Source organism: Halomonas sp. OfavH-34-E, assembly GCF_024124525.1.
In the GTDB taxonomy this organism is placed as follows: domain Bacteria; phylum Pseudomonadota; class Gammaproteobacteria; order Pseudomonadales; family Halomonadaceae; genus Halomonas; species Halomonas litopenaei.
Genome location: NZ_JAMXRY010000001.1, coordinates 123284 through 138547, shown reverse-complemented (window position 1 = coordinate 138547; position 15264 = coordinate 123284). Strand labels below are relative to the sequence as shown.

Annotated in this window: 9 protein-coding genes; 7 read left to right on the top strand and 2 right to left on the bottom strand. The window is 65.5% G+C overall.

Annotated elements, in window-relative coordinates:
* The first annotated feature begins 75 nt into the window (after window positions 1–75).
* Window positions 76–1410 carry an allantoin permease gene (locus NH448_RS00650; protein ID WP_253028334.1) on the top strand — a complete coding sequence of 445 codons (1335 nt, stop codon included), beginning with the start codon at window positions 76–78 and terminating at the stop codon, window positions 1408–1410.
* Window positions 1411–1507: 97 nt separating this feature from the next.
* Here NH448_RS00650 and NH448_RS00645 read toward each other — a convergent pair whose 3' ends face one another.
* A complete protein-coding gene (locus tag NH448_RS00645) occupies window positions 1508–2386 on the bottom strand; it encodes a hypothetical protein (protein ID WP_253028333.1) in 879 nt (292 codons plus the stop codon).
* Between the two features lie 57 nt (window positions 2387–2443).
* A complete protein-coding gene (locus NH448_RS00640; RefSeq protein WP_253028332.1) occupies window positions 2444–4627 on the bottom strand; it encodes a prolyl oligopeptidase family serine peptidase in 2184 nt (727 codons plus the stop codon).
* Window positions 4628–4697: 70 nt separating this feature from the next.
* Between NH448_RS00640 and NH448_RS00635 the strand changes: the two genes are divergently transcribed.
* The 6 genes from NH448_RS00635 (at window position 4698) to NH448_RS00610 (ending at window position 15136) form a co-directional block, all read left to right on the top strand.
* Window positions 4698–5150, top strand: coding sequence for a hypothetical protein (locus tag NH448_RS00635; RefSeq protein ID WP_108132626.1), 453 nt, complete (start codon window positions 4698–4700; stop codon window positions 5148–5150).
* 141 nt (window positions 5151–5291) lie between these two features.
* Window positions 5292–7145 (top strand): vWA domain-containing protein, encoded by a 1854-nt coding sequence (locus NH448_RS00630; RefSeq protein ID WP_108132627.1) that lies wholly within the window; start codon window positions 5292–5294, stop codon window positions 7143–7145.
* Window positions 7138–7923 carry a class II glutamine amidotransferase gene (locus NH448_RS00625; protein ID WP_108132628.1) on the top strand — a complete coding sequence of 262 codons (786 nt, stop codon included), beginning with the start codon at window positions 7138–7140 and terminating at the stop codon, window positions 7921–7923. Before NH448_RS00630 ends, NH448_RS00625 begins: the two co-directional genes overlap by 8 nt.
* A 125-nt stretch (window positions 7924–8048) precedes the next feature.
* Complete coding sequence (locus tag NH448_RS00620) at window positions 8049–9737, top strand: AMP-binding protein (RefSeq protein ID WP_108132629.1); 1689 nt, start codon at window positions 8049–8051, stop codon at window positions 9735–9737.
* 156 nt (window positions 9738–9893) lie between these two features.
* Window positions 9894–13916 (top strand): ATP-dependent RNA helicase HrpA, encoded by a 4023-nt coding sequence (gene hrpA, locus NH448_RS00615; protein ID WP_253028331.1) that lies wholly within the window; start codon window positions 9894–9896, stop codon window positions 13914–13916.
* A 92-nt stretch (window positions 13917–14008) separates the two neighbouring features.
* Window positions 14009–15136, top strand: a complete 1128-nt coding sequence (locus NH448_RS00610; protein WP_108447649.1) for a beta-ketoacyl-ACP synthase III — start codon at window positions 14009–14011, stop codon at window positions 15134–15136.
* The last annotated feature ends 128 nt before the right edge of the window (window positions 15137–15264 follow it).

The window sequence follows — 15264 nt, the reverse complement described above, 5'->3', positions numbered from 1 at the left end:
CTGTCACCGAGGTATGGGCTGGCTTTTCGGTCCAAGGGCTTCGTCCAACCACAACAACAGCACGAGGCAACAACCATGAACGACACGACATCCCGCGAGAAGGCTGGGCAAGGCGCCGGCGACTTCGCCGACCGCCCCATGCCCCTGGACCAACGCATGCCCAGGGGCAATCTGATGATGGCCTGGTGGGCGGTATGCAGCGCCATCTTCTACATGGTGGTGGCCGCCGCCATGGCCCGCAGTTACGGCACCACCAACGCGCTGATCGGGATCGCCCTGACGGTGGTCTGCTACGGCGTCATCAATGCGGTGATCAGCCGCTATGCGATACGTACCGGGCTGACCGTGGCGCTGTTTTCCCGGGTCCTGTTCGGTCATCTGGGGGCGATGATCGCGACCCTGATCTTTTTTGCCACGGCGCTCTACTACGCGGTATTCGAAGGCTATGTGATGGCGCTGGTGCTGTCCGAGTGGTCGCCCTCGCTCGGCATGGCCAGCGCTACCCTGATCGTGGTGGTGGTCGGAGTCTCGCTGATCTTCGGCAGCGTCCAGCACTGGCTCGACAAGTTCAACGGCGTGCTGCTGCCGGTGTACATCGTCGGCATGCTGATCGCCGTGGGCATGGCGATGGCCGAGTTCGGCTATCCCTCCGGCTGGCTCTCCCGGGTGCCCGAAGGAGGCGCCAGTCCCTTCGGCTGGCTGTCCACCTTTGCCTACTACATGGGGGTCTGGGTGCTGATGATGTTTACCTTCGACTACGCCCGCTTCGGTCGCGTCGAGGATAGCCGCTTCCATGCCCGCGTCACCTTCGGCATTCCCTTTTATCTGATGACCTTCGTGTTCAGCGGAGTGGTGGGGATCCTGCTCGACGCCTGCCTGCCTACCGACGGCCTGTCGGAGGCGTCCATCGTGTTGGGGCTGCTAGAGTTGATGGGGCTCGGCGGGCTGGCGCTGGTGTGGGTGACCCAGAGCCGCATTAATACCGCCAACTTCTACCTGGCGACGGTCAATCTCGAGGCCTTCGTCGGCAAGCTCACCGGCCTCAAGCTCAACAAGATCCTGGCCGGCTGTCTGGTGGGCGGGCTTGCCTACCTGCTGATGCGGGCGGACGTGTTCAGCTACCTGCTGGCGGCCCTGGCCTATCAAGGCGTGTTCGTGGTGGCCTGGGTGGGGGTGGCACTGGCCCATATCCTGTCGCCGGAGGGGCGTCTCGAGGTCGACCTGGACGCTGACATCAGCGCCTTCAACCCTGTGGGGCTGGCGGCCTGGGCCCTGGCAGCGATTGTCGGCATCGCGCTGATGCTGTCGCCGAGTCTGGCCGGAGCCTCGGCACCGCTGACCTTTGTGGTGGCCTGGGGGAGCTACGCCCTGGGCCGTGGTCTGGCCCGTCATGGAGCCACCGCCGCCTGACCGGCTATGACCGGCTAGATAGGGAAACGACAGCGCCGGGCCTCGTGAAGAGGCCCGGCGCCTTGTCGGCAAAGAGGGCTTCGCCGAGTGTTGGCGATCAATTGCCGCTGTGGCTAGCGTCCGTCTGCCGGTCGTCGCCGTCTTCTGTGCTGTCTCCTTCGTTGTCAGCCTGGGCGTCATCGCTACCTTGCGGTTCGGCGGCTGTAGCGGCGGCGTCGGGGTCGACCGCCGGCTCTGAGCGCTCGCTTTCCATCGCTTCTTCCATCTCGCCTTCCATGTCACCTTCGAGAGACCCCGACATGGCCCCCTCACCGGTGAACAGCGGACGGGCGTCATCGAGGCTGTTGAAGTCTTCGATCAGGACGGTGGCGTTCTCGGCCTCGCCTTCGTTGCCCTCGGCTTCGACGTAGCTGCTGCCGTCGAAGCGCAGGTGCAGGGCCTGCGCCGGCTGATCGGCGGCCAGGTGGCGCTTGACCACCAGGTCTCGCCAGCCCTCGTGAGATGCTTCGCCAAGCTGGATCGGAGGCTGGGTGGTGGGCTGGGCGCTGATGACGCGGTAGGCGTCGTCCTGGGCTTCGAGGATCAGGGTATCGCAACCCCCGGTGCCGCAGACCATCGGGCCGACCACGTGGACCACGGCCTCGTCCTGACCATCGTCGTTCAGGTCACTCCAGCCGACCAGGTAGCGAATCTCGCCGAGCTGGGGATCAAAGTTGGCGCGCAGGGACTGCTCCAGTGCCTCGCGGCGATCCGCCGGGCTCATCTCCGAGATGTCGTCGCCTTGTTCGCCGCTGGTGTCGTCTTCACTGGCGGAGTCTGCGCTCTCGTTGCTGCCGCCACCATTACCGGAGGTGACGTTTTCGCTCTGCTGTGACGCGCCTTCGGACGTCTCGGAATCGCTGTCGTCGGAGCAGCCGACGAGGGAGGTGCCGAGCCATAGCGCAGCGGTGAGGGCGAGCATCGGTTTGGCGTTCATGAAATTCCTTATTCTGAAAGTGGCCGCTAAAGCGGCCAAGGGCGTCCAAAGGTGCGGTCAGGCCTGCGGGCTCTCGTCGGTGGAGCAGGGATGGGGCCTTGGTGATTCGACCGGAGAGTTGTCCATCAGGTCCGCATTCACCAGGTCTGCATCCAGCAAGTCCAGGGCCCAGAGCACGAAGGCATCCTGGCGTGCCCCTTCGCGCCAGGCCTTGAAACGACCCGAGGCGCCGCCGTGACCGGACGTCATGTCGGTCTTCAATAGGGTTGTCCGGTTGGACAGTGCCGCCTGCTCGGCGTTCGCCAGGCTCAGGCGTGCGTAGAGCTTGGCCGGCTCCCAGTAGGGCACACGGCTATCGTGCCAGCCACCCTGGAGGAATACTGGCGGCCAGGCCTCGGCATCGAGGTTGTCCAGCGGTGAATAGCTGCCGATGCGTCGGGCGTCGGCAGCGTGGCTGGGATTGCCCCATTCGGTGTACTCCGCCGTGGTCAGCGGCAGGTCCGGGTTTTCCATGGTACGCAGGACGTCCACAAAGGGCACGTCGAGTACCGCCGCGCAGAATGCCTGTGGCGCGCGATTGAGGCTGGCGCCCACCAGCAGACCGCCGGCGCTGGCCCCGTAGGCGACGATACGCTGGGGATTCGATACACCCGCGTCGACCAGGGCGTCACGTGCGGCCAGGAAGTCCTCGAAGCTGTTGGGCTTGTGCTCGAGCTTGCCGGCCAGGTACCAGGGTTCGCCGCGCTCACCGCCGCCTCGCACGTGGGCCACCGCGAAGGCCGCGCCACGCTGGAGCAGTTCCAGGCGGGATACCGAGAACCATGGGTCCAGCGCCTCGCCGTAGGCGCCGTAGCCATACAGCAGCGTCGGCAGCGGCTGGTTCGCCAGGTCCTTGCGGCAGACCACGGACACCGGTACCCGCTCGCCGTCGTGGGACTCGGCCCACAGCCGTTGGCAGTGCAGGTCTTCCGGTGCCAGATCGCCGTGCAGAGGCTGCCGCTTGAGCAGTCGGCGCTCGCCGCTATCAAGATCCAGCGACCACCAGCTTGGCGGGGTGCAGAAGGATTCCTCGCGCAGGCGCAGTACCCGGTCGTCGAAGTGTGGGCTGTCGCCGAGCCCCAGGCTAAGCGGTGCGGGCGAGCAGGGCAGGGGGGCGTCGAGGGTGACGCTGTGGTCGCTGTCGAACTCGAGGCGACGCAGGCGCACCTGGGCCTCGAGGTGGTCGCGTTCGGCGATCACCAGGCCCCAGGCGTAGGCATCGACACCCTCCAGGGTGGTCTCCTGGCGATGGGGCACCAGTACTCGCCGCTGACCGGAGCGGTCCTCGTTCTCCACTTCCAGCTGAAAGTGCACCAGCCCTTCGTTGTGCAACACATAGAAGTGACCGGGACGATGATCGAGGGCGTACTCAACGCCCGGGCGACGGGGCTGAAAGCAGTGCGGGGGAGTCGCTGGCGCGTGGGCCGGAACCAGATGGGTCTCGCTGGTGTCCTTGGAGGCCGACTCGATGGTCAGCCAGGCCCGCGATCGGGTCTTGCCCAGACCGATCCAGAACTCGGCGTCGTCCTCGCGCAGGACCAGCTCGTCGGTCTCGACCCTGGCGTCTGCGCTGGCCGCATCCAGCGACAGGCTGAGCCGCCAGGCGCTGTCGGGTCGCTGGGTGGCGTCGTAGCGGGTGAACAGCAGGGTCTGGCCGTCCTCGGCCCAGCACAGCTCAGGGCCGATGTCGTCCCGCAGTCGATGCTCGGCGCCATCGGGCAGGCGCTTGATGAACAGGCGATAGGTCTCGTCACCCTGGGTGTCCTCGGTCCAGGCCAGCCACTGCTCGTCCGGGGACAGCGCCATGTCACCGAGTTCGAGGAAGGTGTGCTCCTGCGCTCTGGCCTCGAGGTCGAAGAACACCTCGCGCGACTGCGGGGCATCGTTGGGGTGGCGCCACCAGACCGGATAGTCGGCGTCGGCGGCGGTCTCGCTCCACAGGGTGAAGTGGTCCAGGCGACTGGGCAGCCCCTTGACGGCCAGCTCTCGCCGCGCCAGGTGGCCCTGGTAGAGTCGCTCGATCAAGGATTCCAGAGGGGCAAACCAGGTGTCGGCCTGGCGGTTGGCGGCCTCGAGAAAGTCACTCACGGCGGGATCGTCGCGATTCTCGAGCCAGTGCCAGGCGTTATCGTCCTGACGCGTGAAGTCCAGGGCGGGGCCCCGAGTTGCTGCGGCCGGTGCATTTGGCGGCTGTGCTTTCATGGTGCGAGATGTACCATACTCAAGAGAAATTTCATCTGTGCGCGGCGCGCACGTCAGGTTGGAGCATGCAATGTTGATTTCGGATTCCATGTCCACGCTGTGGTTGATCTATGGCGCATTGTCGCTGGTCGTACTGTTGGCTGGCTACCTTGGACTGGCTTTTTTACCGCGCCTGCCACGCCTGGTGCTGACCTGGGCAGTGGCCGGCGTGATGTGGATGCCGTCGATGTTCGAACTGCCGCTGATCGAGGAAGGCCAGGTCTACAGCGGTCAGGCGCCGGCCATCATGGTGGCAGCGGTCGCCTTCATGGACGGCAACAATGGCGTGCTGGTGCCGGCGGCCACGCGCGTCATCGTCGGCGCCGCGATCGGTGCGCTGTTCGGACTGGCACTGTGGTGGAGTGGCCGTCGCCGCCGTCTGCGCAAGGCCGAGGCCGCTGCAGCGGCGCGTGACCAGGACGCAGAGGCTCATGGGGCGTCGCGTGAAGAAGGGCGGGAGCGTCAGGAGCCGGTGCTCGGCTAGAAACTGTTCGGCTAGAAACTGCTGGCGAGGTCGCTCTGGCCACCGTGAACGGTGGACCATCGATGAACACGTCGAAGGGGGATGTAAAAGACGTCCACCGCCCACGGCCTGGAGATTCCGGGCGAGTTCCAAGGAGGACACATGGCCAAGCGGGGCCAGCAACGCTGCGGGAAAGGGGTAATGATGGCGACAATCGTGGCGTTGTGCCTGTCGCCGCTGACGGCGCTTGCCCAGTCGGCGACTGGGCAAGCGGGCTCGGATGAGCCACCGGACGTTCGCGTCGTGGTGGACGTGTCCGGCAGCATGAAGACCAATGACCCCAATCGCCTGGCAGGCAGTGCGCTGGACATGCTGGTGGCGCTGTTGCCGAGTGGTGTCAGCGCCGGCATCTGGACCTTCGGCGAGTCGATCGACAATCCGTTGCCTCTGGGGCAGGTCGACGCCCAGTGGCGCGAGCGGGCCTTGGCGCTGCCGCCGGCGCTGGAACAGTATCAGCAGCATACCGATATCGAGGCGGCGCTGCGCACCGCGGCGGCAGCCGAGGGTGACGGCTGGCGCCACCTGGTGTTGCTGACCGACGGGGTGATCGACCTGTCGCCGGGCCGGGGTGCCAAGCCCGACGTGGACCTTGCCTCTCGCCAACGCCTGGTCGAGGCGATGGTGCCGGACCTGGCCAACCAGGGGGTGGCCATCCACGCCATCGCCTTTTCGCCAGGCGCCGACGTTGCCCTGGTCGAGCGACTGGCGCAGCGCACCGGGGGGCTGGCGGCGGTGGTCGAGACACCGGACGCCCTGTTGGGCGCCTTTCTCGATATCGTCGAGCGCATCTTCCCGGTGGATCAGGTGCCGCTTGAGGACCGTCGTTTCACCGTCGATGCCGGCGTCGACGATTTTTCCGCGTTGATCTTCCATGACCCCGGCCAGGGAGAGGTGACCCTGGTGGCGCCGGACGGCACCCGTTACACCCGCGACACCGCACCCGCAGAGGTGCGCTGGCAGCGGGAACCACGCTTCGACCTGATCCGCGTACCCGACCCCGCCCAGGGGGAGTGGCGGATCGAAGGTCCTCTGGCGGCGGACTCGCGGATTACCGTCAACAGCGATCGCCACCTGGTGACGGAGACGCTGCCCGCGACGCTGTATTCCGGCTTCGAGGTGCCGTTGGCGGTGCGTGTCGAAAGTGACGGCGAGGTGACGGTGCCCGAGGGGCTCAAGGTGACGGCGGAGCTGTCCGGCGAGGCGGTGGACGGCCTGCAGATCCTGGCGCTTGGCAACGATGATGGCGTGTTTCGCGGGCGGCTGCCGTCGCCGTCGGGCACCGGCGCGGCTGAGCTGGTGATCACCGCCGAGGGCGAGGACTTCCATCGCCGACGGGTGCAGGCGGTCAATGTGCTGCCGGCCGTCGGCGCGGCACTGGACGAATCCGGGCGTCGGGTGACGCTGGTGGCCGAACATCCGCGCCTTGGCCACGACAACACCCGCTTCGAGGCCGATCTGCTGGGCCAGTCGCTGGAGGTGGCCCCGGCAGACGCCAGGCGCTGGAGCCTGGAAATTCCGCCCCAGGAGGATGAGGTCAGCCGTCCGCTGCGGATCTCGGCGGTGGCGACGATCGACGGCAACGAGACCCGCTGGAACCTGCCGCCGCTGTGGATCAATCGCGATGGCGAGGTGGCCCTGGATCGGGCGCTGGCAGGCCCCACCCTGTCCGGTGAACGCTTCGCCGAAGCCAGTGAGCGACAGGCCGAGGAGGAGGCTGGCGAGGCGCTGGCCGACCAGTTTGTGGCGTTGGTGAATGAAGGCCCCGAGCGGCTGGTGCAGTGGTGGCGCGAGGGAAGGCCTGGTCTTGAGCCCGCCCTCGAGCGTGCTCGGCATGATCCGCGCAGCTGGCTGGTGGCCGCTATCCTGGCGGTGGTGGTGATCGCCTGGCTGTTGTGGCGTCGCCGGCGCACTCGCCTGGCTGCGGCCGGGTCAACAAGAGAGGAACCCCATGTGTGAGCTTCTGGGCATGAGTGCCAATGTGCCCACGGATATCTGTTTCAGCTTTACCGGCTTTCTGCATCGTGGCGGCGGCACCGGTCCCCACCGTGACGGCTGGGGCATCGCTTTTTACGAAGAGGGGGGCTATCGCGAATTTCGCGACCCTCATCCTTCGGTGCACTCGCGAATCGCCCGGCTGATCTGTGAATACCCGATCAAGTCGAATATCGTCATCAGCCACATCCGCCAGGCCAATGTGGGCGGAGTGAAGCTGGCCAATACCCATCCGTTCGTGCGCGAGATGTGGGGGCAGCCCTGGTGCTATGCCCACAACGGCCAGTTGTCCGGCTGGGAGACGCTGGACCTCGCCAGCTATCGACCGGTGGGGTCCACCGACAGCGAGCACGCCTTCTGCCACCTGCTGGGTGAGCTCCGGCGGCGCTATCCAGACCCGCCGGAGGATCGTCGCGGTCTGTGGTCTTCGCTGCACGAGCTGTGCGAGAAGCTCAGAGGTCTGGGCGTCTTCAACCTGCTGCTGGCCGACGGCGAGTACCTGTACACCTATTGTTCCACCAAGCTCGCCCATATCACCCGCCGCGCGCCCTTTGGCGAGGCCAACCTGTCGGACGCCGAGATGGTGGTCAACTTTGTCGAGCACACCACCCCCGACGATGTGGTCTCGGTGCTGGCCACCGAACCGCTCACCGACAACGAAGAGTGGGTGCGCATGCAGCCGGGTGAGCTGCTGGTGTGGCGGGAAGGCGAGATCGTGGCCCGTTATCTAAGCGATGAATAGCGGGTTTTAAACGAAAGTTTGAATCAAGCGTATTACAGTCGCTGCGGGACTGGGCTATGGTAGCCAGTGTCGACACCACAATTTGATAATAAGAGGGGACCTGGTCCCCCGAATGGAGAACGCCCATGAGTGAGAACGCCGCTGCATCGATCGTTCGGGGGGAGGCCCTGGAAGGGCTCGATGACTATCATTCGGTGATGGATATCTTCCACCGCTCCGTCAAGCGCTACGACGAAAAGGTGGCCTTCTCGTGCATGGGCAAGTCCCTGACCTACGCCGAGCTTGACCGGCTGTCCGGTGATTTCGCCGCCTGGCTGCAGCACGAGACCAACCTTGAGCCCGGTGATCGGGTGGCGATCCAGTTGCCGAATCTGCTGCAGTTCCCGGTAGCGGTGTTCGGTGCCATTCGCGCCGGCATGGTGGTGGTCAACACCAATCCGCTGTACACCGAGCGCGAGATGACCCACCAGTTCAAGGATTCCGGCGCCAAGGCGATCCTGATCCTGGCCAACATGGCAGACAAGCTCGAGCGGGTGCTGGACAAGACCGACATCGAGCATGTGGTGATCACCGAGATCGGTGACCTGCACGACTTCCCCAAACGACCGCTGATCAACTTTGTGGTCAAGTACGTCAAGAAGATGGTGCCGCGCTACTCGATCCCCAAGGCGGTCGGGTTGCGTCAGGTGCTCAAGCAAGGCGCCTCCCTCGAGCACCGTGAGGTAGAACGCGAGCTCGACGATATCGCCGCGCTACAGTACACCGGGGGGACCACCGGGCTTGCCAAGGGCACGATGCTGACCCACCGCAATCTGGTGGCCAACATGCTGCAGGCCAAGCAGATCATCGGGGGTGGCTTGAGCGAGGGTAGCGAGGTGGTGGTCGCGCCGCTGCCGGTCTATCACATCTATACCTTTACGGTGAACTGCCTGTTCATGCTGGAAGGCGGCAACCATTCGCTGCTGATCACCAATCCGCGGGACCTCGATACCTTTATCAAGGAACTCTCGAAGACGCGTTTCACCGGCTTCGTAGGGCTCAATACGCTGTTCAATGCGCTATGCAATCGTGACGACTTCAAGGCGCTGGACTTCTCCCACCTGCACCTGACCATCTCCGGTGGCATGGCGCTGACCAAGGCCGCGGCCAAGCGTTGGGAAGAGGTGACAGGCTGCCCCATCGCCGAGGGTTACGGCCTGACCGAGACCTCGCCGATCGTCAGCTTCAACCCGGTGGAGGCGATACAGCTGGGCACCATCGGCCGCCCCGTCGCCGGCACCGAGCTCAAGCTGTGCAACCCTGACGGTGGCGACCCCGAGCCGGGCGAGCCGGGCGAGCTGTGCGTGCGCGGCCCCCAGGTGATGAAGGGATACTGGAACCGCGATGACGAGACGGCCAAGGTCATCGATGCCGATGGCTTCTTCCACACCGGTGACATCGCGGTCATCCAGGACGATGGCTACGTGCGTATCGTCGATCGCAAGAAGGACATGATTCTGGTGTCCGGCTTCAACGTCTATCCCAACGAGATCGAGGACGTGGTCGCGGCCCACCCCAAGGTGGTCGAGTCCTGCGCCGTCGGGGTGCCCGACGATACCAGCGGCGAAGTCATCAAGCTGTTCGTGGTGGCCAAGGACAGCTCCTTGACCAGTGACGAGCTGCGCGCCTGGTGCAAGCAGGAGTTGGCCGGCTACAAGGTGCCCAAGCTGGTGGAGTTTCGTGACGAACTGCCCAAGACCAACGTCGGCAAGGTGCTCCGGCGCCAGTTGCGTGACGAAGGCAGCACCGAAACCGGGACCGGCACCGACGGCTGACGCCCGCCGACAAGGTCCGGGGAAGGGCAGGGGCCGGCGATTGGCCCTTGCCTTGGCTGCGGCGTTACAATAGCGCCCTTTGCGTTGCGGGAGCCTTCCCGCCCCGCGTCCGTGCGACGCGGCGCCCATGATCCACCCGGAGCCTTCGACCCCAACGTGAGTAGTTCTACGCCCACCGCCCAGCAAAACGCCGACGACGCCTCTCGCCTGAAGTTTCTGACCGAAGGACTGGAACAGGTGATGCTTCGCGATCGCCCGACGCTGGCCAAGCGTCTGGCCGGTCTCGAGCGTCGTCGACGCGACGGCAAGCCCATCGACCGGGGACTCAAGGAGGTCGAGCACCACTGGCAGCGCTCTCGTCAGACCCTGGCCTCGCGCCAGGCGCGCCCGGTCACGCTCGACTATCCCGAACAGCTCCCGGTGGCGGCGCGGCGAGCCGATATTCTCAAGGCACTGGAGTCCCATCAGGTGGTGGTGGTGGCCGGCGAAACCGGCTCCGGCAAGACCACCCAGTTGCCCAAGCTGTGTCTGGAGCTGGGGCTTGGCCGTCGCGGGCTGATTGGCCACACCCAGCCGCGGCGCCTGGCGGCGCGCTCGGTGGCGACCCGTCTGGCAGAAGAACTGCAGGTGCCGCTGGGCGAGCAGGTGGGTTATCAGGTCCGCTTCACCGACCAGACCAACGACGACACCCTGGTCAAGCTGATGACCGACGGCATCCTGCTGGCGGAAACCCGCCAGGATCCGGACCTGCGCCGCTATGACACCCTGATCATCGACGAGGCCCACGAACGCAGCCTCAATATCGACTTCCTGCTCGGCTACCTCAAGCGCCTGCTCGATCGCCGCCCCGACCTCAAGGTCATCATCACCTCCGCCACCATCGATGTGGAACGCTTCAGTCAGCACTTTGCCAGCCGAGACCAGGACGGCGTCGTGCGTCCTGCTCCGGTGGTGGAGGTCTCGGGTCGTACCTACCCGGTGGAGGTGCGCTATCGGCCGCTGATCCGCGACGAAGATGACGAGGAAGACCGCACCCTCAGCGAGGGTATCCTTCACGCGGTGGAGGAAATCGAGACCATCGAGCGCGAAAAGCGCTGGTTCCATGGTCCCCGCGATATCCTGGTGTTTCTGCCCGGTGAGCGTGAGATCCGCGAGACCGCCGACGTGCTCCGGCGCGCCGATCTCAAGAGCACAGAGATACTGCCGCTCTACGCCAGGCTTTCTAACGCCGAGCAGAACCGCGTGTTTGCTCCCCACAGCGGGCGGCGCATCGTGCTCGCCACCAACGTGGCCGAGACCTCGCTGACGGTGCCGGGTATCCGCTACGTGATCGACCCGGGGCTGGTGCGCATCAGTCGCTACAGCTATCGCGCCAAGATTCAGCGCCTGCCGGTGGAGGCGGTCAGCCAGGCCAGCGCCAATCAGCGCAAGGGCCGCTGCGGCCGGGTGGCGGAAGGCGTGTGCATCCGTCTGTATGACGAAGACGACTTCCTGGCGCGCCCTGAGTTTACCGATCCGGAGATCCGGCGCACCAACCTGGCCTCGGTGATCCTGTCGATGCTGTCGCTGAAACTGGGCGACATCCAGGACTTTCCCTTCGTCGATCCACCTGACTCGCGCTTCGTCACCGATGGCTTCAAGTTGCTCTATGAGCTGGGTGCGGTCGACGACAACAGCCGCCTGACGACATTGGGGCGACGGCTGGCGCGACTACCCATCGATCCGCGCCTGGCCCGCATGGTGCTGGCCGGGGGCGAGCAGCAGAGCCTGCGCGAGGTGCTGATCGTGGTCTCGGCGCTGGCGGTGCAGGACCCGCGTGATCGACCCTCCGACAAGCGCGAAGCCGCCGATCAGGCCCACCGCCGCTGGCAGGATCCGGATTCCGACTTCGTGGCGCTGCTCAATCTGTGGCACGGCTTCGAAGCCGCCCGAGAGGAACTCTCGGGCAACCGGTTGCGTCGCTGGTGTCGTGATAACTTCCTGAATTACCTGCGCCTGCGCGAGTGGCACGATACCTTCCGCCAGTTGCGTCAGCTGCTCAAGGACATGGATATCCAGGTGCCGTCGGCCAGGCCCGCCATCGCCGCCGAAGGTGAAGATGACGACGGTCAGGCCAAGGAGCGAAAGCGTCAGCAGACGGTGGCCATGCACAAGGCGCTGTTGACCGGCCTGCTGAGCCATCTGGGCACCCTGACCGAGAACCGCGAGTATCTTGGGGCGCGCAATCGCAAGTTCATGATTCATCCGGCATCGGGGCTTTCAAAGAAGTCTCCGAAGTGGGTGATGGCGATGGAGCTGGTCGAGACCTCGAAGCTGTTCGCGCGCAGCGTGGCCAGGGTCGAGCCTCAGTGGATCGAGCCTCTGGCGGGCCATCTGGTCAAGCGCAGCTACAGCGAGCCCCATTGGGAGATGAAGCGGGCCCAGGTGGTGGCCTTCGAGCAGGTCACCCTGTTCGGGCTGCCGATCGTGGCCCGGCGCAAGGTCCACTATGGTCCCATCGCCCCGGTCGAAAGCCGTGAGCTGTTTATCCGCCGGGCGCTGGTGGAAGGCGAGTTTCGCACCAAGGGCGAGTTCTTCGCCCACAACCGGGCGCTGATCGACGAGGTCGAGGACCTCGAGGATCGTGCACGGCGGCGCGACATTCTGGTGGACGAGGAGCAGCTGTTCGACTTCTACGACGCTCGCCTGCCTGAGGATATCGTCAACGGCAAGGGCTTTGAGGCCTGGCGCCGCAAGGCCGAGCGCAGTGACCCTGAGCTTCTCAAGTTCGACCGTCAGGCGCTGCTGGCACGGGAGGCGGATGACGTCACCGGTGACGCCTATCCTGACGAGCTGTCGATCGACGGTGTGCGCTATCCGCTGGCTTATCACTTCGCGCCGGGGGCCGAGGATGACGGTGTGACCATGACGGTGCCGGCGGCGATGCTGTCTCAGCTGTCGTCGTCTCGCCTCGAGTGGCTGGTGCCGGGACTGCTCAGGGACAAGTGCATCGCCCTGTTGAAGTCGCTGCCCAAGTCGATACGCCGGCAGGTGGTGCCGATCCCCGACTGGGTCGACGCAGCGCTGGAGGCACTGGTGCCCGGGGACGGCAGCCTGACCGAGGCGCTCGGTGAATTTCTGCGGGTCAAGACCGGGTTGCGCCTGTCGCCGGACGACTGGCGCCTCGATCAGCTCGAGCCCCATCTGGTGATGAACCTCAAGGTGGTCGACCACAGTGGCAAGGTGCTGGGCCAGGGCCGCGACCTGCGGGCGCTGGAGCGGCGCTTCGAGGCTGCCGCCAGTCAGGGTGCCCGGGCGCTGGCCAAGAGCGTGGAGAGCCAGTCCGAGCTGTCGGGCTTCCCCGAGCAGGCATTGCCGGAGTCGCGGGTGACCTCCCAGGCCGGGATTCGTGTCGAGGCATTCCCGGCGCTGGTGCCTTCGTCGAGCGGGCTCAGCCTCGAGCTGTTCGATCATCCGGCCAAGGCCCATGAAGCGCATCGCCGCGGGGTGGTCAAGGCGGCGATGGAACGGCTGCCAGATCAAGTGAAGGCTATCGAGCGTACCCAGGGACTGTCGACCTGTGCTCTATTGTTCGCCAAGGTAGGCAGCAAGCGTGCACTGACCGAAGATGTGGTGACAGCCGTCTTCCGGCAGGTCGTGGCGGTGGACCCGCTGCCGCGCAGTGCCGAGGCCCTGGAACAACGCATTCAGGCGGTTCGCCAGGATATCGTTCCCCATGCCGACAAGCTGGTGGCGGTGCTCAAGCCGGCACTGGAGGGCCACCTGGCGGTGACAAAGGCGTTGAAGGGTAACCTGAGCCTGTCGCTGGCGCTGGTATACAGTGACCTCAAGGCACAGATGCAGCGGCTGGTGTACCCGGGGTTCGTGACCGACGCCGGTGCCTGGCTCGAGGCTTATCCGCGCTACATGGAGGCCGCCCAGGTGCGCCTGGAGAAGGCCCCGCGCGAGCGCATGCGCGACCAGATGCTGATGCAGACGGTGCAGGACTTCGAGACGCGCCTCGAGACGCGTCGACAGGCCGAGCACCGAGGCGGCGTCGAAGATCCATCGCTGGTGGAGTTTCGCTGGTGGATCGAGGAGTTGCGGGTATCGCTGTTTGCGCAGCAGCTGGGTACCGCCATGCCGGTATCGGAGAAGCGCCTGGAGAAACGCTGGGCGGAATTGACCGGGCGGGGGTAAGGCCCCCGCGCCAAAGATGACGAAAGTGAGTGGCCGCCCCGGGCGGTCGCGATCGACCGGCGGCACCGAGGTGCCGCATGAAGGAGAAGGGCATGACCCCAGCGAAGGTGCTTATTACCGGCAGCGGCCTGTATACCCCGGCCAACGCCATCGACAACGACGCCCTGGTGGCGTCGTACAACGCCTGGGTGGATGCCGAGAATGCCCGCCACCGCGAGGCGATCGAGGCCGGGGAACGTGACGCCCTGGCGCATTCCAGCAGTGAATTCATCGTCAAGGCCTCGGGTATCCACAGCCGCTACGTGCTGGACGCCGAGGGCATCCTGAATCCCGAGCGCATGCGCCCGAAGCTCGACGAGCGCGACAACGACAGCCCTGGCATCCAGTGCGAGATGGCGCTGGCCGCCTCGCACGAGGCGCTGGCCGCAGCGGGGGTCGAGGCCGCCGACATCGACCTGGTGATCGTGGCCTGCTCGAATCTGGAGCGCCCCTATCCGGCGGTGGCGGTGGAGTTGCAGCGTGCGCTGGGCACCGGGGGCTACGCCTTCGACATGAACGTGGCCTGTTCCTCGGCCACCTTCGCCATCGACAACGCCGCCAATGCCATCCGCTCCGGCGGCGTGCGCCGCGCCCTGGTGGTCAACCCCGAGGTGTGTTCGGCACACCTGAACTTCCGCGACCGTGACAGCCACTTCATCTTTGGCGACGCCTGTACCGCCCTGGTGCTGGAAAGCGACCAGGTGGCGACAGCCGAGACACGGTTCGAGGTGCTCGGGACCCGACTGGTGACGCAGTTTTCCAACGCCATTCGCAACAATGCGGGCTTTCTCAACCGCGTCACCGACGCCGACCCCCAGGCAGCCGACAAGCTGTTCGTGCAGGAAGGCCGCAGGGTCTTCAAGGAAGTCTGCCCGATGGTGGCACAGTTGATCCGTGACCACCTGGAGAGCCTGGATATCGCGCCTGGTACGCTGTCGCGGTTATGGCTGCATCAGGCCAATCGACACATGAACGATCTTATCGCACGACGGGTGCTGGGCCAGGAGCCTGCTCCGGATCAAGCGCCGATTATTCTTGACCGTTACGCTAATACAAGTTCTGCCGGTTCGATCATCGCGTTCCATCTGCATCATCAGGACCTGGAACCGGGCGCTACCGGGGTGGTTTGTTCCTTCGGCGCGGGCTACAGTGCGGGCTGCGTGGTGATTCGCAGGGACTGAGGCCGACCCTCCGGGGAACCGACAGCTGACTCGTCGGCGGAACCAGACGACTGCCGTACGCAGAGGCGTCGTCGCTGACGCTACCCGGAGTCCAACCCCGGACAACAGCGCCGATAGATTGACGATCG